The sequence below is a fragment of the Mariprofundus ferrooxydans PV-1 genome, assembly GCF_000153765.1.
Taxonomy (GTDB): domain Bacteria; phylum Pseudomonadota; class Zetaproteobacteria; order Mariprofundales; family Mariprofundaceae; genus Mariprofundus; species Mariprofundus ferrooxydans.
Map to the genome: position 1 here is coordinate 717,442 of NZ_DS022294.1, position 19,904 is coordinate 737,345.

Consider the following 19,904-nt stretch of genomic DNA (forward strand, 5'->3'; position numbering starts at 1 on the left):
CCGTGGGAGACGACAGACGGCATCATAGCCAAGTCATATTCATCAGGCGAGGGGAACATGAAGAGTTATCTGGATCTAATGCGTCACGTGCGCGATCACGGCACACAGAAGGGCGACCGCACCGGCACCGGCACCCGCTCGGTGTTCGGTCATCAGATGCGCTTCGACCTCTCCGCAGGATTTCCGATGGTGACCACCAAAAAAGTGCACCTGAAATCAATCATCCATGAACTGCTCTGGTTTCTCAAGGGTGAGACAAACACCGCTTATCTGAGCGAAAACGGTGTCAGCATCTGGAACGAGTGGGCTACAGAGGACGGATCACTCGGGCCTGTCTACGGCTATCAGTGGCGCAACTGGCCAACCCCGTCCGGCGAATCGATCGATCAGATTTCCGAACTGATCGAACAGATCAAGGCTCGCCCGAATTCGCGCCGCCTGATTGTATCGGCCTGGAATGTGGCCGATCTGCCGGATGAATCGATCAGTCCGCAAGCCAATGTGGCGGAGGGCAAAATGGCACTCGCCCCCTGCCATGCCTTTTTCCAGTTCTATGTCGCCGACGGTAAACTCTCCTGCCAGCTCTATCAGCGCAGCGCCGATATTTTTCTCGGCGTACCGTTCAATATCGCCTCCTACGCACTGCTGACCATGATGATTGCCCAGGTCTGCGAGCTTGAGCCGGGTGATTTCATCCACACCTTCGGCGATGCGCACCTCTACTCCAATCATACTGAGCAGGTGGAGACCCAGCTGGCGCGCGAGTGCTACCCGCTACCGACTATGAAGCTCAATCCGGCTGTGAAAAATATCTTTGACTTCACCTATGACGATTTTGAGCTGAGTGATTATCAGTGCCATCCCGGCATCCGCGCCCCGATTGCCATCTAAGCATGATTCACTGATCCGGTGAGCCGGCCGAGGCACACTTACGGGCACCGGCTACAAACCTCATTCAATACATAATTATGCAACTCAGGTTTCTTTAGCTACAATAGAAATCACCGGTGAGCTAATCGCAATATATCCATAGCCCCCCGCATGGCTAAAACGGGGGAATATTCAGAGATGTATTTATGATCAGGCAAACAAACGAGACAGCCGGCATAGATGATGCTATTCCCGAGGCCGGACAACCAAAGGCACTACTCAGGGAGGCGCTACAGAACGCGATTTTCAACAGCGCCAACTTCTCCAGCATTGCCACCGACGCCAACGGCGTCATACAGATATTCAATGTCGGTGCCGAGCGCATGCTGGGCTATGAAGCCGCCGACGTAATGAACAATATCACCCCGGCCGATCTTTCCGACCCGCAGGAACTGATCGCCCGTGCCGAGGCATTGAGCGCCGAACTCGACACACCGATCACGCCGGGCTTCGAAGCTCTGGTGTTCAAGGCGACACGTGGCATCGAGGATATCTACGAGCTGACATATATCCGCAAGGATGGCAGCCGATTCCCGGCAGTAGTGTCGGTCACCGCACTGCGCGACCCTCAAAACAACATCATTGGCTACCTGCTGATCGGCACGGATAACACTGCGCGCAAACAGGTCGAAGCCGATCAGGCAAAGCTCGACCAGCGCCTGCGCGACCAACAGTTTTACACCCGATCACTGATCGAATCCAACATCGACGCTATCATCGCTACCGATCCATCCGGCATCATCAGCGACGTCAATAAACAGATGGAAGCGCTCACCGGCTGCACTCGCGACGAATTGATCGGCGCGCCGATGAAGAACTTCTTCACTGACCCGCAGCGGGCCGAGGCGGGTATCAAGCGGGTACTGAACGAAAAAAAGGTTACCGACTACGAACTCACAGCGCGCGCCTGGGATGGCAAGGAAACGGTAGTATCCTACAACGCAACCACGTTCTACGACCGGGACAGAAAATTACAGGGTGTATTCGCCGCCGCACGCGACGTCACGGATCGCAAGCACCTGGATGTCGAGTTGGAGGACGCCAAGTCTGTGGCGGAAAAAGCCAGCCTCGCCAAATCGGATTTCCTTTCCAGCATGAGCCATGAACTACGCAGCCCGCTCAACGCGATTCTCGGTTTCGGCCAACTGATGGAATCCGAATCCCCCCCGCCAACGGATAGCCAAAAGGAGAGTATTGCACAGATCCTCCAGGCAGGATGGCATCTGCTGACACTGATCAACGAGATACTCGATCTCTCCAAGGTCGAGTCCGGGAAGGTGCCGCTGTCGCGAGAGCCTGTATTGCTGTCCGAAGTCATGCTGGAATGCCAGAGCATGGTCGAGCCACAGGCGCAAGAGCGTGGCATCCGCATGACCTTCCCCCAATCCGATACTCCCTATTTCATTCACGCTGATCGGACCCGGGTGAAGCAGATTATGATTAACCTGCTTACCAATGCGATTAAATACAACAGCGCGAAGGGAGAGATCGAGGTGGAGTACACCGAGAGCGCGCCCGGACGCCTACGCATCAGCATCAAAGACAGCGGTGCAGGCTTGACTCCGGAACAGTTGGAGCAGCTATTTGAGCCGTTCAATCGTCTCGGACAGGAAAATGGCAGCGAGGAGGGCACAGGTGTCGGCCTGGTAGTGAGCAAACGCCTGGTTGAACTGATGGGGGGCACTATTGGTGCAGAAAGCAGCCTTGGGGCGGGTAGCGTGTTCTGGTTCGAACTCGCATTGGTTGCTGAGCCAGCTCTTACCAAGAGAGAGAGCACCATTGAGGGTGATGATGCCGAGGCATCCGCTCAACCAACACATGAGCCTCGTGAAGTGCGGCCATGCACCCTGCTTTATATAGAAGACAACCCGGCAAATATGAAACTGGTCGAGCAGATCACCGCACGCCACCCCAATATCAGTCTGCTGACTGCCGCGACCGGGAATAGCGGTATTGATACTGCTTGCGAAGCCCTGCCTGACTTGATCTTGATGGACATCAACCTGCCCGATATCAACGGCTTCGAAGCCCTGAATATCCTGCGCGAAGACCCGGCCACCACGCATATCCCCGTCATTGCCATCAGTGCCAACGCCATGCCGGAAGATATCGAAAGAGGGCTGAAGGCGGGATTCTTCCGCTACATCACCAAGCCGATCAAGGTCGATGAATTCATAAATGCACTGAGTGAAGCGCTGGGGTTTGCAGAAAAAGACTCTGCCAAGAGCGCACAGGAACCGAAGCTATCATGATTGATTCATCCAACCTTCTTCACGGCACAATCCTGATCGTCGATGACCTGGAAGCCAATATTCTTCTGCTCGAACGAATACTGCGCGGAGCCGGCTATGATTCCATCACCTCCACAATGGACCCGTTCACAGTCTGCGAGCTTCACCGCAAGAATAACTACGATTTGATCCTGCTCGACCTGCAGATGCCCGGCATGGATGGGTTCCAGGTGATGGAGGGGCTAAAGGCAATCAAACCGGACAACTACCTTCCGGTGCTGGTGATTACCGCTCAACCGGCATACAAGCTGCGCGCATTTAAAGCCGGAGCGAAGGATTTCATCAGCAAGCCGTTTGAGGTTCCCGAAGTGCTGGCGCGCGTGAACAACATGGTGGAAATGAGCCTGCTACAAAAGGAGTTGCACAGCTACAACGACGTGTTGGAGCAACGTGTACAGGAAAGAACTGCCGACCTTCAGGAAAACTATCTGGAAACCATTTTCACAATGACGCGCGCAGCGGAATATAAAGACGAGGATACCGGAGACCATGTACAGCGCATCAGCTATTATTGTCGCGCCCTTGCCAAACTGCTCGGCCTGAATGAAATCTTCGTCGACAAAATATTTTTTGCCAGCCCGATGCACGACATTGGCAAAATTGGTATTCCCGATCATATCCTGCTCAAGCCCGGCACCTTCGAACCGGAAGAGTGGGAGATCATGAAAACCCACGTAACAATGGGCGCAAAGATTCTTGGCAAAAGCAAATCCCCTTATCTTAAAATGGGGGCAGAGATTGCGCTCAATCACCACGAGCGCTGGGACGGAGGTGGCTATCCGGAGGGCAAGCAAGGGAAAAGCATTCCACTTGCCGCGCGTGTTATGACTATCTGCGACACCTACGATGCGCTTCGCAGCAAGCGCCCCTATAAACCCGCATTTGATCACGAGAAGGCTGTACAGATTATTACCTGCGGCGATGGTCGCACCGAGCCGGCACATTTTGACCCGCTTATCCTTGCAGCGTTCACAAAAAATCACCAAATATTCTGTGATATCTTCGAAAAATATAGAGCACAGCTATCCGGGCCAAATGCCGCAGATTGACTATAAGAGGACTTTTAATGGAAGAAAAGTAAACCGCTGCTGTTTTGACGGCAATCGACGCTCCGATTGCGGTTTAACACCGCCAATAGGGAATGACACTTTTATTCTTATAAGTCCGACAGACTCCTAGGCAAGTATCCAGAAGACACTGACAAGTGTCACACCACTTACCAGACTGGCGGCCAGCAACAGCGCCGATGCCAGTGCAGCGTCTCCTCCATAGCGTCGCAGGAACACCGCGCCGAGAACTGCCGGCGGCATGGCGGCCAGCAGTACCAGAACCTCTTTCCATAGTTCGGGAAAACCAAAGCCGGTTGAAAGGGCGCCGGCAAGCATCGGTTTGATAATCAGCTTCAGCAGAATGACTATTGTCAGAGGCACGATAATAACCTTGCCCAGATGGGGCAGCCTGAACATGAGGCCAACCGATAAAATGGCAAGCGGAGTCAGCGCAGAGGCCAGCACATGGCCTAACTGGAACAATGGCGCCAGAAAAACATTCTCCTGACCGGGCAGCTGGAAGTGCCCCCAAAGCAGACCTGTGAGCAGCGCAAAGAATACGGGTGACCTGAAAAAAACCAGCGAGGACTTCCACTGTAATTTTGCTTCTGATTCGCCTGAACCGAAATAGGCGGCAAGCATGGGGCCCAGTATAAATATCGGGTAGCCAACGCCTATTTCCGAAATTAGAACGGCTTCACCAAGTGCCTGGGATGTATGCGGAAACATCTGCATAATAATCGAATAACCCAGAAACGTTGAAGAGCCGAATGCCGAGCAGAAAACAATGGCTCCCTGCTGCGCCTTGTTAAACTTCAGCAATGCACTGATCGCCCAGGCCAGGGCAACACAGGCAAGCTCCACTCCCAGCATGACCAGCGCCGGCGCCACCTGATCCAGCCGGATTGACTGCTTTGCCAGACTCACAAAAATAATGGCCGGCAAACACAGATCTGTAACAATACGGGCCAGAACCAGCGAATCATCTTCTGTCAGTATCCCTTTCTCTCGCAATAAAAGGGCCAGCGCATAAATAAAAGCAATCACCAGAATCGAATTCACCAAATGATGAATGGCATCCATCAGTTCACCACCCTGCTTCCAACGCCTGAGGGCGCCAGGCAGCCGGATCTTGCAAGTTGCATCACCTCTCCCCCTCGCCTTGATTCTTTTATGCTAACCAGAGCGTAGTTTACCCTGAGACAGAGTGCAATTTACCGCACCATGGCAACCGGTGTGAAATCAGCTGCCTGATTCAACTTCTGATAAAGTACGGTAGCGCGACAAGCGCGCTGCCGATGCCGACAAGGAGATAGGTATTACTGATAAAATAGGGAAAGATCATCAGAATCAGGCCGCAGGCCAGCGGCACAATCTTTCCCTGCCGCTTGCCAAAGATAAAAAAGCCAATGCCGATGGAGCCAAACAGCAGCCCCCAATAGAGCAGCGCGGTATTAATACTGCACCATGCTTACCCGACCTGCGTAATCCGGGCGATGTCTACTTATCATGCTTTGGCTCCTGCTTCGCCTTTGCCGGGCCGAACCACTCCTTGCTGTAGCGCAGCCCCACCATAGGGGCCATATTGACCGTCTGCCGACCGAACAGGGAGAGACTTTTGGTCAACATGTATTGCAAGGTCAATGCAGTACTCGCATCTCTGGATACAGTCTGATCCACCGTCAGCGTCACCTTGTCCGAGAGCTTGCGACCGGCCCGTATCTTGCCGCCGGAAGCATCGCCGCCGACTTCGAATACATCCAGCCCCGTCACCTGCTCAACCTTGCCCTGCACCTCCTGCATCATCGTGCCGGGACCAAGCAGAAACTCGGCAGCAGTCATCATATCACTGACACCATCCTTGCCCAGCGAGGCAAGCGGCCTGCCTGTGGCAATATAGGAAAAGATCTCGGCATTAGACATCGCCGGTTGCGAATAGAGCTGTGTGGTCAGTTGGTCAACCGGCCCCTCGACAATCACCCCGGCTGTAATATCGCCAATCTTGCGGGCGGCTTTGACATAGATGGACGGCCGTTTCGGATCGCCGGAAAACACCACCCTGCTGCCGGGCTGAATATCGAGTTTCACACTGCGGAATTCAATTTTTCCGCTGGCCAGATCCAGCACCCCGGTAAGCTTCGGTTGCGTCACGCTGCCACCCAGATGCAGCTTGCCTGTCGGTTTCAGGCTCATGCCCCGTCCGTAAATCTCGGCATCACCGCTGAGCAGCAGATCGACATCCACTTTCGAGAGCGGCACCCTCTTTTTGCCGGCACTGGCAACCGAATCACTCTTCCACTGCAGGTCGGTTGTCGGCCCGGCAACCGGATTGGGGATCTCCAGACGCAGCTTCACCACCTCCAGCGCGCCCTTGATGATACTGACCTTCTTTTGCTCGGATGCGCTGATCGTACCACTGACCACCAGTTGCTGATCCGGCAGATTCATCAGCGCAAAGCGTTTGAACTTCAGGTCCGGTACCGTTCGCCTGTCGATATCCAGCGGGCCGCTGATAACCAGCTCTCCATCACCGCTGTGCAGATGCAGATCAACCGACGGCTTGCCATCGGCCAGTGCGGCTGTAAGCCCACCCTTCATCTCCAGCCCGAATTCGGGGATGCCGATAGCATCCAGCGTGATCACACCGCTGCCTTTGGCACTATGCAGCGTCATCGGCATACTCCAGCTCAGGTTCATATTGCTGCTACCCTTCAGCGGATCGATGCGAGGCAGCAGCGCCTGCAGATCGGAGAGCCGTGAAAACTTAACGGATACAGCGCCAGAGCCCTGCTGCTTATCGGGAAAGGCCAGCTGCCACGGCTGCACGACAAACGTCATCGCCATCTGACCGCTACTTGCAAGCCTCCCCCCTGCCGGGGCTTTTGCCTGCAGCTGCCAGGCAAGCTCTTGCCGGCCGTAATCCAGTTTCAATCTGACATCACTGAGCAGCAGCGATCGACCTGCCTCTGTTGCAAACATCGGATGAGTGACCCGCAAAGCCGGCGAGGTGAGCTCCACCACAAGCGTCGGTGCCTGCGGCGAGCCGGCAAGTGACACTTTCACCGCTACATGCGTTGCAAGATGATATGGCACTCCGGCAAGCCAGGGTTCATTGCCGGATATATTAAATGCCGCAAGCGCCAGTTTACCGCTGATCCGCTCAGGCAACAGATCAAAGGCGACAGTCCCTGTTGAGCCCAGCAGGCGGATGTCGGACTCGGGCAGGTGAAAGTGGCTGCCGTCAATATCCAGCGCCAGCCTGTCAGCTGCCAGCCATTCGGATTTTGCATAGCTTACGCGCGCTGCCGTCACCACAATCGTGGTGTGGGTCGGGTCGGCTATGCCGACCGCCACCCCGGCGCTACTCTTCAGTCGTCCTTGCGAGGAGAACTTCAGGCTCAGCCGCTCTGCCTTCAATCGGCCCGTAATATCCAGCTTTTCCATCTCCCGCCGGCCATCTATCGACACATTGCCGGCAACCAGATGACAGGCGCCGGCGCTCGCAGCATAGGTGCCACTCAGACTAACCCTGTCGATGGCCACCGATGCAAGCTTCACACCGCGAAGCTTCGCCGTGATATCCGCATGCGGGGCAGCATAACTGCCTGCCAGAGCGATATCCGCCTGCAGATTGCCGGCCGCCTGATCAATGCCGACAAACTGTAGCGCCGGCGCAATATCCGTCCCGGCCAGTGAGCCGGTCAGCTTGAATCGCTGGCTGTCACCCTGGCCAGCAAGATCCAGTTTCAGCCCGAGTGCGTGGATATCAGCCCGCCGTATCTGCCAGCTGCCTGCATCGCCCTCACCATCAATGTGTATACCGGCAATCAGGCCTGCCAGTTCGCCCTTGTCGATATCACCCTGCAGGCGCCACTGCCCGCTCTCTGACTGCCAGCTCCCGTGCATACTGCCACTTAATCGCCCGGCCGCGTTTTTTAGTGGAGAGTCCCATCCGGTCAGTGTCAAATCACCCTGCAGCAGCGCGTCGCTATAACCCAGCGCCAACTTCAGACCATGCTCCTGCTCCTTGATCACGGCAGAGAAGTTTTCCTTTTTCCATATCGCACTGATCTCCAGCGGCATCGTCCGTGCCAGCAATGCACCGCTGCTTGCCACAGCATGCATGGAGATATCTGCACGCGAAAAATCGAGCGGCGCATGAAATTTCCAGGCACCGCTTATTGCACCGCGATCGGCATGCAATTTTAGCTTCCCGTTGGCTGTCAGTGCGCCCTTCTGCTGCTGCCAGAGCGCCTGCATCTGCGCACCACCAGCACCGGACACAAGCTCCAGCTTCGCCTCACCGTCGTGCAGGTAGTGACCCGCAAGCGAGAAGGCGGCCTCTCCTCTGACCTTGCTGGCAAGCTTCCCGTCCGCGCGCCAGTTGGCCAATTGCCCGGCAAGCTGAACAGTGACATTGCCGTCGGGCAGCTCTGCCTGCAGATGACCGGCAACGGTTTTACCCAGCTGAAAACCATCGAGACGGATAGCTGAAATCCGGGTGGACGTGCCGTCGCCCTGCTCGACATTCAGCTCACCTATATCCAGCGCGTCCAGACGGGCGGAGTAGAGCGGCACTGCTACAGCCGCCTGCGGCCCGGTCGCTGCTGACGCAGTGCTGCGCAGATCTATCCTGTCGGCCTTGAGCATGCTGATGCTCAGCTCGCCCGAGAGTAACCGCCATGGCGACCAGGCCAGTGTCACCCGCCTGGCCGTCATCTCCACGCCGTTGCCCTTAAGCAGCAGCGAGCCGGCACTGATCTGCGTCAGCGGGTGCCCGCTTAAAGCCCGTATAACAACACGGCCGTCGCTTTGAGAAGCAATGGTATCGGCCAGCCACCGGCGACCGCCATCACTACCCAGCCAGCCCCACAGACCGGACACGGCGAGCACAAAGATCGACAGCACAGCCAGAACTGCAAGCAACAGGCGCGATCGGATCAAAACACATCTCCGAGCGTCAGGTAGAACTGGAAACGCTTGTCCTGCGGCCGTCTGTTCAGCGGTATCGCCAGATCAAGACGCAAGGGGCCTGCCGGAGTGCGCATAATCACACCGAAACCTGCCGAGAACACAGTCGGCGCAGCCTTGCCAATGGCCTGCCACACTTTCGCCGCATCAGCGAACAGCAGCGGCGAAAACAGCTCTGCTTCAGGCATCAGCACCAGATCCACGCCGCCGTATGTTTTCATCAGCCCGCCGGTAGCCAAGCCGTCAGCGCCGATGGGACCCAGCGAGTCGAGCGAATAACCCCTTGCACTGGCGGCGCCGCCGGCAAACTGGCGATATGTTTTGGGAACTACGCCCTGCAAATTGAGCGTGCGCCCGTAACCTGCGCGAGGGGAGAACAGCAACCAGTTCACTGGCCGGAAAAAGTAGCGAGCAGACGCATCAAACACAGCCCAGAGTCCAGCACTGTTGACCCGCAGCGGCAGACCTGCGCCAAGGTTCATACGCCATCCCTTTAGCGGCACCAGTCCGCCCTGCTCATGTGAGAAGCGCACATCCATGCGGGGGCCGAGCGTGAGCAGGTGAGCTCCCGCTTCGCGCACATTTTCAGCCTGCAGTGTCAGGCGCAGGTAGTCCTTGCGCCTGAAATTCCATTGCCAGAAGGGGCCGCCACTAACGGAGTCGTAGAGCCGTCCGTCCGTACTCTTGCGCAAATAGTCTACATCGATGCCGACCTGCTGATCATACTCCGGCCACGTGGGCACTCTCAGCGTAGCGCCCGCACCGGAGGTTGTACGTGACGTCTGGGCGCGCAGCGCATATTCAAGCTTGCCCTGTAACAGGCTGCGATCCACCCAGTTGGCCCCCAGCCCCAGACCTGCATCGGTTGAATAACCGACATCACCACTGAGTTTTCGCCAGCCTGCCTCACTGACTGTGATGCGCAGCGGCACCCGGTTACCGACGGCCTGCTGCATCTGCGGCACAACCATTGCGTGCTGATAACGGGAGTCTTCGGAGAGATGCTGCATCGCATCCTGCAGGCGCTGTTGGGTAACGATTTGGCCCGCTTGCAACTGGCTGATTCTAGTAGCCAGATCGGCCGAGTACTGCGCTGCACCGTCAACATGGATCGTTGAAATATAAAACAGCGGTCCCGGCACTATATGCCAGGTGATATCCACTTCCCGGGTCTTTTTGTCCGGAATGACAACAGCCTTGTCGAATGCGGCCTTCAGATAGCCTGCATCGCGCCATGCCCAGCGCAACGCCGATTTGGCCTGCTCATAAGCGTCACTGCGAAATGCATCGCCGGAATGCGGTAGTGCCGCCACATGAGTGCTGAGCGCGGGTGACACTTCGACGTGGCGAATCCGCCACAGGGCACCGGCATCAACGCGCCAGCGCGCTTCACCTGCTTCCAGCACAGGCGTAACCTTCGCATCCAGATATCCCTCACTGCGTAACCACTGCCGGATCAGCGCAGCATCCTGTCCCGCCATATATCGCACCACACCGGTGCCGACGGACGGTTTCAGCCGCAGCGTGTCCATCTGCCTGAACAGGGATTCGGGTACGGCAACGGGGGAATTGACGATACGGCTGGCATCATCAGCCAGTGCAGGCAGGCAAAACAGCAGTGCCCCCGCCAGCAACAACAGACGCAGCAGCACACCGGCATTCAGCGGCTTGCCCACATGACTACATATATGCATGACAGGGCATCATCGGGCAATGCGCCATGGAATACAACGATGAAACAGTTGACGGCAATCGCCGACTGCAGCTAACAAGCGGCCGGCACAAAACGGGTGCACCGGCCGGCGGATCTTACTGCTGCAATGCCGCCATGCCCGCTTGCAGGCGTTTTACTGTTTCAGCCTTGCCGAGCAGGTCGAGGGTCAGATCAATCGGCGGAGAGACAGGCCCGCCCGAGATCAGGATACGGATCGGCTGGGCCAGCTTGCCCATATTCACGCCTTCGGCTTCACAAATCGACTGAATCAGCGCATGCACCGCCTCACCCGAATAGTCATTCATCGCCTCAACAGCTGTAACAAAGGCGTTCAGCAATGGCCATGTTGTATCTTTGAAATTCTTTTTGACGGCCTTTTCATCATAAACGGCCGGAGCGACATAGAAAAACCTGGCCCCTTCCGCCAGATCCAGCAGGTTTTTCGAGCGCTCCTGCAGTGAGCCGATGACAGCCGTCAGGTCGGGGCCGGCCGAAACATCGAGCGCCAGGAAGCGGGCAACTTCATCAACCAGTGAGGCAGGCGAGGCAGTATGCAGATAGTGGCCGTTGAGCCAGTCCAGCTTGTGCTGGTCAAAACGGGCGGCAGCCTTGCCCACCTGCGCCAGATCGAACAGTTCAATCAGCTGCTCACGGGAGAAGACCTCTTCATCACCATGCGACCAGCTCAGCCGGGCCAGATAATTATTCACCGCATCGGGCAGATAACCCTGCTCGCGATATTCGGTAAGCGCGACCGAGCCGTGACGCTTGGACATCTTGGCTCCGTCGGGTCCGTGGATCAACGGAATATGGGCAAACTGCGGCATCGGCAGGCCGAGCGCCTGATAGAGCTGAATCTGCCGCGGTGTATTATTCAGATGATCGGAACCGCGTACCACATGCGTAATACCCATGGCCGAATCATCTGCGACCACAGCCAGGTTATAGGTCGGTGTGCCATCGGTGCGCAGCAGGATCAGATCATCCAACTCGGCATTGGGAAACACCACCGGCCCGAGCACCAGGTCATTAACGATGGTGTCGCCTTCATCGGGCGAACGGAAACGAACGACAAAAGGAGCATTCTCGGGCCTGTCGGAACGATGACGACAGCGACCGTCATACATCGGCTTTTTGCCTGCGGCACGCTGGGCTTCACGCATATCATCCAGCTCTTCGCGCGAGCAATAGCAGCGGTAGGCATGGCCCTCCTTGATCAACTGCTCCACAGCCAGTACGTGCTCGGCCTGACGCTCCGCCTGAAACACCGGCTCCTGATCCCAGTCCAGCCCCAGCCACGTCAAACCATCGAGAATCACCTGAGTCGCTTCATCGGTAGAACGCTCGCGATCGGTATCTTCAATGCGCAGTACAAACTCACCGCCGTGATGGCGGGCAAACAGCCATGAGAACAGCGCGGTTCTGGCGCCGCCGATATGCAGCATGCCGGTCGGTGAAGGGGCAAAACGGGTACGAACAGTCATGGAAATCTCCTCGAAAATAAAACCGCGCCGCAGCCTAACCGGAAGAGGTGAAAAGATGTAGCTGTACCTGCCATGCGAAGCATACAGACAGAGCTATCTTAAGCTTGTGGACTGATCTCCTGCGATCTCAGGGAGTCTTCGGAGCGGGTGCAGCAACAACAGTTTTATCAGCATGTGGAGGCACGGCGTTTAACACCTCACTGCCACTGATGAGGGAGAACTGTCGATGGTGCACCTCTTCAGTCACCGAAGGCGTCATCAGCCACAGGCATGTGGAGAGCACCAGAAAGATCACCCCGCCAATCCATTTATCGAAATAGAGAAAATACAACAGGGTAAGCAACATGCTCAAACCGGTCATAACTGTCAGAGCAACATCCACATAGGGAAGCCAGCCTACAGGCAGGCTATAGACAAGCGTATGGAGCATCCCGCCCAGCGCATTAAGGATGGGAATCATACGAAATCCAGCCAGTCCCGGTGCTCGTCACTACGACCATGGACGACATCAAAATATTTCTTCTGCAGCACTGCGGTGATCGGGCCGCGCGAACCGCAACCGATGGTACGTCCGTCCAGTTCCCTGATCGGAGTGACCTCGGCAGCCGTACCAGTAAAAAATGCCTCATCGGCCACATAGACCTCATCACGGGTGATACGCTTCTCAACCACCTGATATCCCTCTTCTTCTGCCAGCTGCATCACTGTCGAGCGCGTGATACCATCGAGTGCACTGGTTAATTCCGGCGTATAGATCACACCATCGTAAACCATAAAGAAGTTCTCGCCGCTGCCTTCGGTAACAAAGCCGTCCACATCCAGAAACAGCGCCTCGTCATAACCGTCGCGCAGCGCATCGGAAAGTGCCAGCATCGAATTGATGTACTGACCATTGGCCTTGGCCTTACACATGCCAATATTAACATGGTGACGGGTAAACGAAGAGGTGCGAATACGAATACCCCGCTCCAGTGCATCCGCGCCCAGGTAGGCGCCCCAACTCCACGCTGCCACAATGACGTGCGATTTCAGGTTATCGGCGCGCAGACCCATGCCTTCGGAGCCGTAAAACACCATCGGGCGCAAATAGGCCGAGTCCAGTCCGTTTTCACGTACCGAGGCGAGCTGAGCTGCATTCAGCTCTTCTTTGGAAAAAGGCATATCCATATTCATGATTTTGGCCGAGCGGAACAGGCGATCCGTATGCGCCTGCAAACGGAAAATAGCAGTACCGTTATCGGTCTGATAGGCCCGCACACCTTCAAACACACCCATGCCATAATGCAGGGTATGCGTCAGCACATGCACCTTGGCCTCACGCCAGTCTACCATTTCCCCATCGAACCAAATCAAGCCATCACGATCTGCAAAATTCATCTGTCTGCTCCCGAAAAAAAGTGCCCCAAAGGTAACGCCTGACAACCCGTTGCGCCATCCTTGGGCGCGCGCGCGTGCATTGGCAATCTGGCGTGCTAGTCTGCGGACATGATTCGTGGAGAAAAACTTAGCAAACGCTACGGCGATGTCACCGCACTCAGTCCGACTGATATTGAGATCAGCACGGGAAAAATAACGGCTATTATGGGCGGATCGGGTTCAGGAAAAACAACCCTGCTGCGCCTTTTGGCCGGACTCGAAGCGCCGACCACAGGTCATATCTGGTACGGCGATGAAGATCTGTGCGGCATGCCTGTGAAGCGTCTGTACGAACTGCGTGAAAGCATGGGCATGCTGTTTCAGTATTCCGCCCTGCTCAACTCGCTCAATGTCTATGATAATGTCGCCTTCCCGCTACATGAGCATACCGAGCTGGATGAATCGGTCATCGGCACCATGGTTTCCATGAAACTGGAGCAGGTCGGTTTACGTGGCTTTGAAGATTTGATGCCGTCAGAACTCTCCGGCGGCATGGCCAAACGCGTGGCTTTTGCCCGTGCCATGGCGATGGACCCAAGAGTGGTGTTTTTTGATGAGCCTACATCGGGACTGGACCCGATTTCGGCAGGCGTGATCAGCAACCTGATTAGCGAGACCTCGCGCAAGAACCGCATGACCTCGATTGTCGTAACCCACGACGTCGACGCCGGGCTGGGTATTGCCGACCACGTTATTCTGCTCTGGCAGGGTTGCATTATCGCCGAAGGAGCACCTGAATCGATCAGAAACAGCGACGATGAGCGCGTCCAGCAGTTCCTGAATGGACGCCCGGACGGACCTATTCCATTTTCACGCAGCACGACATCCTATATTGATGACCTGACCCATAAACCGGGTACGGTACGGTTTGCATCATGAGTAATTTATTTGTCAAACAGTCGGCTACGGCCACATTCTTCGGCAGGCTGGGCCGACATGCTCTGCGCGGAATCGAGCAGATCGGTGACGCCACCATGCTCGGCCTCGGTGCACTCTCGTTGTTCTTCGTCAGGCCGTGGCAGGGCAAACATTTTGTATTGCAACTCTCGGCACTGGGCGTCGGCTCACTGATTATCATCATCATTACCGGCGCCTTCACCGGCATGGTACTGGCCCTGCAGGGCTATTACACGCTGGCCAAATTCGGTTCGGAATCACTGCTCGGCGCAGGTGTGGGCATGTCGATCATTCGCGAATTAGGCCCTGTGCTCGGTGCATTCATGGTGATCGGCCGGGCTGGCTCCAGCATTACCGCTGAAATAGGCATCATGCGCGTGACCGAGCAGACCGATGCACTGGAAATGATGGCAATCAATCCGAAGCAGCGCATCCTGCTGCCGCGCATTGTAGCCACAACCATCGCTGTACCGCTGCTGGTCTCCATCTTTGATGTGATCGGCATCGGCTCCGGCTACATTGTCGGCGTAGAGCTGTTGGGCGTAAACCCGGGCGCTTACATGGCCGAGCTGGTCTCAACAGTCACCATGCACGACATTTACGGCGGCTGGGTCAAGGCTGTGGTATTCGGCTTCATGATCGGCATGATCTGCACCTACATGGGCTATCGCTCCGAACCCACTACCGAAGGCGTGGCACGGGCCACCACTCAGGCTGTAGTTGTGTCATCCGTGACCGTCCTGATTTTAGATTATATCCTCACCTCGTTTTACCTGTAAGGAGTTCATAACATGCAACCATATAGACGTGTCGAAATGAGTGTCGGCGTATTCGTGTTTCTGGGTATTCTGGCCATCGGCTGGATGGCCCTGAAACTCGGACAGGTTGGCGGCCTGGGTGAATCCGGCTACACACTGGTCGCGAATTTCGATGATGTGGGCGGCATGCGCAAAGGCGGCGATATCATGATGGCCGGCGTTATTATTGGTCGCATAGACGCCGTGCACCTGGTCAAGAACGACCATGCCCAAATGGTTTTGCGCATCAACAATGGCGTAAAAATCACTGAGGATGCATACGCCTCCGTACGCACCAAGGGCATCATCGGCGACCGCTACCTGCGCATCACGCAGGGGCCGTCGGAAACCTATCTTAAGCCCGGCAGCGAAATCGAGGAGACCGAATCGGCGATCAATATTGAAGACCTGATCAGCAAATACATTTTCAGCGGCAAGGGCAAGTAACAAACCCACACCCGACTGACTGCAGGATGACATTTTGCGCCGGGCACGCGAAAAATACGATATTCACGCATAAGCATGACTGTTAGCCTGCATATGCCCGATATCAACACGTTATACAGGAGTATACATATGAAACGTATTCAATTTGCAATTGTAAGCTGTCTGGCACTTGTCTTCGCTTCCCCCCTTTGGGCGGCCAGCGAAGGCACTGCTGGCGAAGAAGGTCCCCGGGCGGTGATTGAAAGCACGGTTAACGATATTGTCCATATTCTCGAAGCGCGCAAGGATACCAGCAAGATGTCCGCTGCTGATCGCGAAGCGATCCGCCATGCGATACAGGGGCGTTTCGACTACACCGCCATGGCCAGTCGCAGCCTGGGTAAGCCGTGGAGAAAAATCGATAGCGACGAGCGCGCACATTTCACAGAGCTGTTTCGCGAACTGCTTGAGCGCTCCTATGGCAATCGCCTGAGCGGCTACAAAGGGCAGAAAATTGTTTTTGCAAATGCTGAGGAGAAAGGTGACAAGGCGCGGGTCAAATCAACCGTCATTGACGGAACGCGGGAAACGCCGGTGGAATACCGCCTGCACCAGACCCCTACCGGCTGGCAGGTTTATGATATCCGCATTGAGGGTACCAGCATGGTGCGTACCTTCTATCAGGACTTCCAGTCCACACTGGATAACGGTAACTATCAAACCCTCGTCAAAACCCTGCAGGACAAAATCGCCGACCTTAAAGGTAAGGAGCAAAGCTGACCGAAGCCGGGAAACCGGTTGTGCCCGGCACTATTCTGAAGCGCGCGCTGGCATCATGCCGGCGCGTGTTCCTTTTGCTGTCGCTGGCGGCTACCCTGTTTGTCGCATGGGTCTACTGGCAGGCGCCCGGGCTGGACAATATTCGCCCGAGTATAGAGAACTATCTGCAGCAGGACCTGAACCTCAAAGAGCTGCAACTGGGCAAACTGTCCTGGTATTGGGCAGGTTTTCTCTGGATTCAGGCCGATCAGCTGAACTTCACCAGCCGGGACGGCCATCTGGCATTTCACGACGGCCATGTTGCCGTCAGGATTCCATTGCAAGACCTATTGGCTGGCAATATCACACCTGACCGGATACGCCTGAGCGGCGGCCGTCTTGATACGAGAGTCGACCTCTCCGAGGTATCGGCTCCTGCAGGAAAACTACTACTGGATCATGTCGAGGTAACCTGGCGATACGGTGAATGGCAGGGCAAGATTGAAAATATGTCGCTAACACTCGACGGTAAGGACCGCAGCCTGAAAGCCACATCTCCTACACTGAATATGACAGGCAGCCTCGATGCGGACGGACTGCTGAATACGCTGAATCTGCAATGCAAAGATATCCGCTGGCTGCCGGAGAGTGTGCGGAAAGATATACAGGGTTCACCGTCAGCCACTCTTCATACAAAGCGCAGTGACCCGCAAACCTGGCAGGTCGATTTTGAACTCAGCTCCAAAGATCCCGTCACCATTACTCCGGAAACCACCCCAATCAAGGTTGCCCTGAACAGGCTGAAAGCAGGACTCAAAATTACAGCCATCAATAGTGCCAAGGGACTGCAAGCTCAACGCATTGACATCAACCGACTGGTCTGGTCACTGGGAGAAAACAACATCACTGCAAGCGGACGCTGGCTGCAGGGGCAGCTCAGCATGCAGGCGGAATCCCCTCAAATCCAGATGCCAGTAGTTTGGAGCTGGCTGGAAGGGGCTGGTGATGAACAGTGGAGCCACTGGTTAGGCCTGATGCACGCAGGCCATGCCAGTGAGGCGATGGGCGAACTCGAGCTGGCATGGGCCAACCCGTTGCAGCAACTGCCGTCTGAGAAGGATTTGCAGGCCATGCGTTACCATCTGCGGGCAACCATTGACGATGCAGATATAGCTCTGGGGGTCAGTAACGACTACCTGCAACACACCCGTGGACAGGTCGATCTTAACCAGGAGGGCATGCTGGCGAAGATTACAACCGAACTGCCCGGAGGCCTCGGTACTTCAAGCGCTAAACTGCGTATTCTCTGGAATACACTCGATCTGCATATCTCTGGAGAGGCAGAAGCCGATATGGCCGGCTTACTGCACTGGCTTGAACCGGACGTCGCGACTGACTGGCAGTGGAACGAAGCACGCACGAAGGGCACGTTCAAGCTACTGTGGAACCCCAACGACGCAGAACCAAAACAGGCATCTGCCGAATTGCATCCGCTGGGCACATGGCATATTTCGATGGCAGGTCAGGACCTGGACCTGCTTGCAGGTGACATCCGCTGGGATAAGGCCACAGGATTGACACTGGAGCAAATGAAAATTCAGGCCGACCACCTGAATGCATCGCTGTCGCTTACAGCAGCACCTGGCAGCCCATCGGCAGCCGGGAGTAAGCAGCAGTGGCAGCTGCAGTCACTGGATGCGCATATTCAGGGTCAACTCTCATCTCTGGCGAGCCGTTATCAGATACCGATTTCGGATGTCGATGGCAGCATCAGTTCAACCCTGCACTACGATGGTCACTGGTCGGGCATACTGGATATGCAGCAGGCCGGCTGGAAACACCTGCTGGGTTCGCAAAAAAACATCGGTGAGCCATTCGCGCTGCATTATCGCGGCGAGCTGAAAACAGTGGATGGCATTCCCACCGTCGAGTTAAGTAACCTGAAGAGCCAGGGCAATGTGTTCAAACTCTATGGTGGCTCCCTGAGCATCAACCGCAACAGAATCAAGGCGCAGCTGCAGGATATCCACACGCCTTCATTCAGCGGCTCGCTGACGATTAATGTCCCCTTTGATAACAAAGCGTGGCAGGCAGATGTGAAGGCCAGCTACCTCAACCGCAACGCGCTCCCGGAATCACTCAATGGCACTGAGCAACTGACAGACAAACCCTGGGTGCTGCACGCCAACATTGACCGTTTCGACTGGGATGCGGCCAGCATGTCCGGCGTCAGGGTAAATCTGGCATCCAAAAGCGGCAGTATCGGCGAATTTGAAGCCGCGCAGATTCATACATCACAACTGAACATCATGGATGTCGCCGCCCGTTTTACGCTGCCCGGTCAGGGGCGGGTGGAGCTGCGCAAATTAGCCGCCAGCGTCGAAAGACAGCATCTGCTGATGTCTGCCACCCTGGAGCCGGAAAAGAGCGGCGGCATGCGCTGGAGCGGCTTTGCCGAGCTGGAAGGAGACTTCGGTCATCTGGTCAAGATCGGCCACCTCTCTGAACGCTTTCTGGGAGGGCGCGGGCACCTGCTCTTTTCCGGCCAGGGCCTGATACTGCGCGATATGCCATGGTGGAAGGGGTTGGACGGTCGACTGCGTATGCGCGTGGATAACGGGCGGATACTGGAAGGAGGCTCCCTGACGACGCTACTGGCGGCAATCAACCTGAGCAAGCTGCCAGCGCTGCTCTTCGGCAAGCGCGATGATTTAACCGGCCCCGGCATCAAATATGACCGTCTCCAGATGGAGGCCATCATACAGAACCAGGATATTCACATCCGTAATGTCGCCATGCGCTCGACTGCCTTTGACCTCATCGGTCACGGCAAGCTGGATATTGATCAGGACACCATTGACCTTTACCTGATCGCGCGCCCCTTGCAAAATCTGGATGCGCTGCTGGCTCATGTGCCGCTGTTACGCGATATCATCGGTGGTGCATCGCACAGCCTGATGCGCAAGGTTTACTATATGCATGGCCCATTCACCAATGCCCAGGTCGACGAGGTTGCACCCGAGCAGGCGGGCATGGCATCGCCGGGACTGATCGAGCGCATGCTGGCCCTGCCCAATGAGTGGTTTGGCGGCGGCAAAAAACCTGCTGTCAAACCATAGTCACCCTCCCCGAGGGTGACACAAGGCTCCCTGTTTCGCTTCAAACCTGTC

At 56.0% G+C, this 19,904-nt stretch carries 15 protein-coding genes; 8 read left to right on the plus strand and 7 right to left on the minus strand.

Features of this window, described 5'->3' with window-relative positions; genetic code table 11:
- Positions 1 to 57 precede the first annotated feature (57 nt).
- The 3 genes from SPV1_RS03325 (at position 58) to SPV1_RS03335 (ending at position 4,270) form a co-directional block, all read left to right on the plus strand.
- Complete coding sequence (locus SPV1_RS03325; RefSeq protein WP_009849686.1) at positions 58 to 891, plus strand: thymidylate synthase; 834 nt, start codon at positions 58 to 60, stop codon at positions 889 to 891.
- Positions 892 to 1,076: 185 nt separating this feature from the next.
- Positions 1,077 to 3,182, plus strand: coding sequence for a PAS domain-containing hybrid sensor histidine kinase/response regulator (locus tag SPV1_RS03330; protein WP_009849687.1), 2,106 nt, complete (start codon positions 1,077 to 1,079; stop codon positions 3,180 to 3,182).
- A complete protein-coding gene (locus tag SPV1_RS03335) occupies positions 3,179 to 4,270 on the plus strand; it encodes an HD domain-containing phosphohydrolase (protein ID WP_009849688.1) in 1,092 nt (363 codons plus the stop codon). The genes SPV1_RS03330 and SPV1_RS03335 overlap by 4 nt, the downstream gene beginning before the upstream one ends.
- A 126-nt stretch (positions 4,271 to 4,396) precedes the next feature.
- Here SPV1_RS03335 and SPV1_RS03340 read toward each other — a convergent pair whose 3' ends face one another.
- The 7 genes from SPV1_RS03340 to SPV1_RS03365 form a co-directional block, all read right to left on the minus strand.
- Complete coding sequence (locus SPV1_RS03340; RefSeq protein WP_009849689.1) at positions 4,397 to 5,353, minus strand: AEC family transporter; 957 nt, start codon at positions 5,351 to 5,353, stop codon at positions 4,397 to 4,399.
- 172 nt (positions 5,354 to 5,525) lie between these two features.
- Positions 5,526 to 5,729, minus strand: a complete 204-nt coding sequence (locus tag SPV1_RS14790) for a hypothetical protein (RefSeq protein WP_081441962.1) — start codon at positions 5,727 to 5,729, stop codon at positions 5,526 to 5,528.
- Positions 5,730 to 5,770: 41 nt separating this feature from the next.
- On the minus strand, positions 5,771 to 9,214 hold the full coding sequence (locus tag SPV1_RS03345) for a translocation/assembly module TamB domain-containing protein (protein ID WP_009849691.1): 3,444 nt from the start codon (positions 9,212 to 9,214) through the stop codon (positions 5,771 to 5,773).
- On the minus strand, positions 9,211 to 10,935 hold the full coding sequence (locus SPV1_RS03350) for an autotransporter assembly complex protein TamA (RefSeq protein ID WP_009849692.1): 1,725 nt from the start codon (positions 10,933 to 10,935) through the stop codon (positions 9,211 to 9,213). Before SPV1_RS03350 ends, SPV1_RS03345 begins: the two co-directional genes overlap by 4 nt.
- A 115-nt stretch (positions 10,936 to 11,050) precedes the next feature.
- The gene (gltX, locus tag SPV1_RS03355; RefSeq protein WP_009849693.1) at positions 11,051 to 12,439 is read right to left on the minus strand and encodes a glutamate--tRNA ligase; all 1,389 of its coding nucleotides are present in this window, start codon (positions 12,437 to 12,439) and stop codon (positions 11,051 to 11,053) included.
- Between the two features lie 127 nt (positions 12,440 to 12,566).
- On the minus strand, positions 12,567 to 12,899 hold the full coding sequence (locus SPV1_RS03360) for a hypothetical protein (protein ID WP_009849694.1): 333 nt from the start codon (positions 12,897 to 12,899) through the stop codon (positions 12,567 to 12,569).
- The gene (locus SPV1_RS03365) at positions 12,896 to 13,816 is read right to left on the minus strand and encodes a branched-chain amino acid transaminase (RefSeq protein ID WP_009849695.1); all 921 of its coding nucleotides are present in this window, start codon (positions 13,814 to 13,816) and stop codon (positions 12,896 to 12,898) included. Before SPV1_RS03365 ends, SPV1_RS03360 begins: the two co-directional genes overlap by 4 nt.
- Before the next feature lie 108 nt (positions 13,817 to 13,924).
- Between SPV1_RS03365 and SPV1_RS03370 the strand changes: the two genes are divergently transcribed.
- The 5 genes from SPV1_RS03370 to SPV1_RS03390 all read left to right on the plus strand — a co-directional run bounded on the left by SPV1_RS03370 (position 13,925) and on the right by SPV1_RS03390 (position 19,853).
- A complete protein-coding gene (locus SPV1_RS03370) occupies positions 13,925 to 14,734 on the plus strand; it encodes an ABC transporter ATP-binding protein (RefSeq protein WP_009849696.1) in 810 nt (269 codons plus the stop codon).
- A complete protein-coding gene (locus SPV1_RS03375; RefSeq protein WP_009849697.1) occupies positions 14,731 to 15,531 on the plus strand; it encodes an MlaE family ABC transporter permease in 801 nt (266 codons plus the stop codon). The genes SPV1_RS03370 and SPV1_RS03375 overlap by 4 nt, the downstream gene beginning before the upstream one ends.
- A 12-nt stretch (positions 15,532 to 15,543) precedes the next feature.
- On the plus strand, positions 15,544 to 15,996 hold the full coding sequence (gene mlaD, locus SPV1_RS03380) for an outer membrane lipid asymmetry maintenance protein MlaD (RefSeq protein WP_026195409.1): 453 nt from the start codon (positions 15,544 to 15,546) through the stop codon (positions 15,994 to 15,996).
- Between the two features lie 129 nt (positions 15,997 to 16,125).
- Positions 16,126 to 16,755: an MlaC/ttg2D family ABC transporter substrate-binding protein gene (locus tag SPV1_RS03385; protein ID WP_009849699.1), complete on the plus strand. Its 630-nt coding sequence runs from the start codon at positions 16,126 to 16,128 to the stop codon at positions 16,753 to 16,755.
- Positions 16,756 to 16,775: 20 nt separating this feature from the next.
- Positions 16,776 to 19,853: an AsmA-like C-terminal domain-containing protein gene (locus tag SPV1_RS03390; protein WP_009849700.1), complete on the plus strand. Its 3,078-nt coding sequence runs from the start codon at positions 16,776 to 16,778 to the stop codon at positions 19,851 to 19,853.
- Positions 19,854 to 19,904: the final 51 nt, after the last annotated feature.

Excerpts from the sequence above, each read along its gene's own strand:
- gltX (WP_009849693.1), bottom strand. The coding sequence starts at position 12,439 with ATGACTGTTCGTACCCGTTTTGCCCCTTCACCGACCGGCATGCTGCAT.
- SPV1_RS03360 (WP_009849694.1), bottom strand. The coding sequence starts at position 12,899 with ATGATTCCCATCCTTAATGCGCTGGGCGGGATGCTCCATACGCTTGTC.
- SPV1_RS03340 (WP_009849689.1), bottom strand. The coding sequence starts at position 5,353 with ATGGATGCCATTCATCATTTGGTGAATTCGATTCTGGTGATTGCTTTT.
- SPV1_RS03325 (WP_009849686.1), top strand. The coding sequence starts at position 58 with ATGAAGAGTTATCTGGATCTAATGCGTCACGTGCGCGATCACGGCACA.
- SPV1_RS03330 (WP_009849687.1), top strand. The coding sequence starts at position 1,077 with ATGATCAGGCAAACAAACGAGACAGCCGGCATAGATGATGCTATTCCC.
- SPV1_RS03370 (WP_009849696.1), top strand. The coding sequence starts at position 13,925 with ATGATTCGTGGAGAAAAACTTAGCAAACGCTACGGCGATGTCACCGCA.
- SPV1_RS03335 (WP_009849688.1), top strand. The coding sequence starts at position 3,179 with ATGATTGATTCATCCAACCTTCTTCACGGCACAATCCTGATCGTCGAT.
- mlaD (WP_026195409.1), top strand. The coding sequence starts at position 15,544 with ATGCAACCATATAGACGTGTCGAAATGAGTGTCGGCGTATTCGTGTTT.
- SPV1_RS03350 (WP_009849692.1), bottom strand. The coding sequence starts at position 10,935 with ATGCATATATGTAGTCATGTGGGCAAGCCGCTGAATGCCGGTGTGCTG.
- SPV1_RS03375 (WP_009849697.1), top strand. The coding sequence starts at position 14,731 with ATGAGTAATTTATTTGTCAAACAGTCGGCTACGGCCACATTCTTCGGC.
- SPV1_RS03365 (WP_009849695.1), bottom strand. The coding sequence starts at position 13,816 with ATGAATTTTGCAGATCGTGATGGCTTGATTTGGTTCGATGGGGAAATG.
- SPV1_RS03385 (WP_009849699.1), top strand. The coding sequence starts at position 16,126 with ATGAAACGTATTCAATTTGCAATTGTAAGCTGTCTGGCACTTGTCTTC.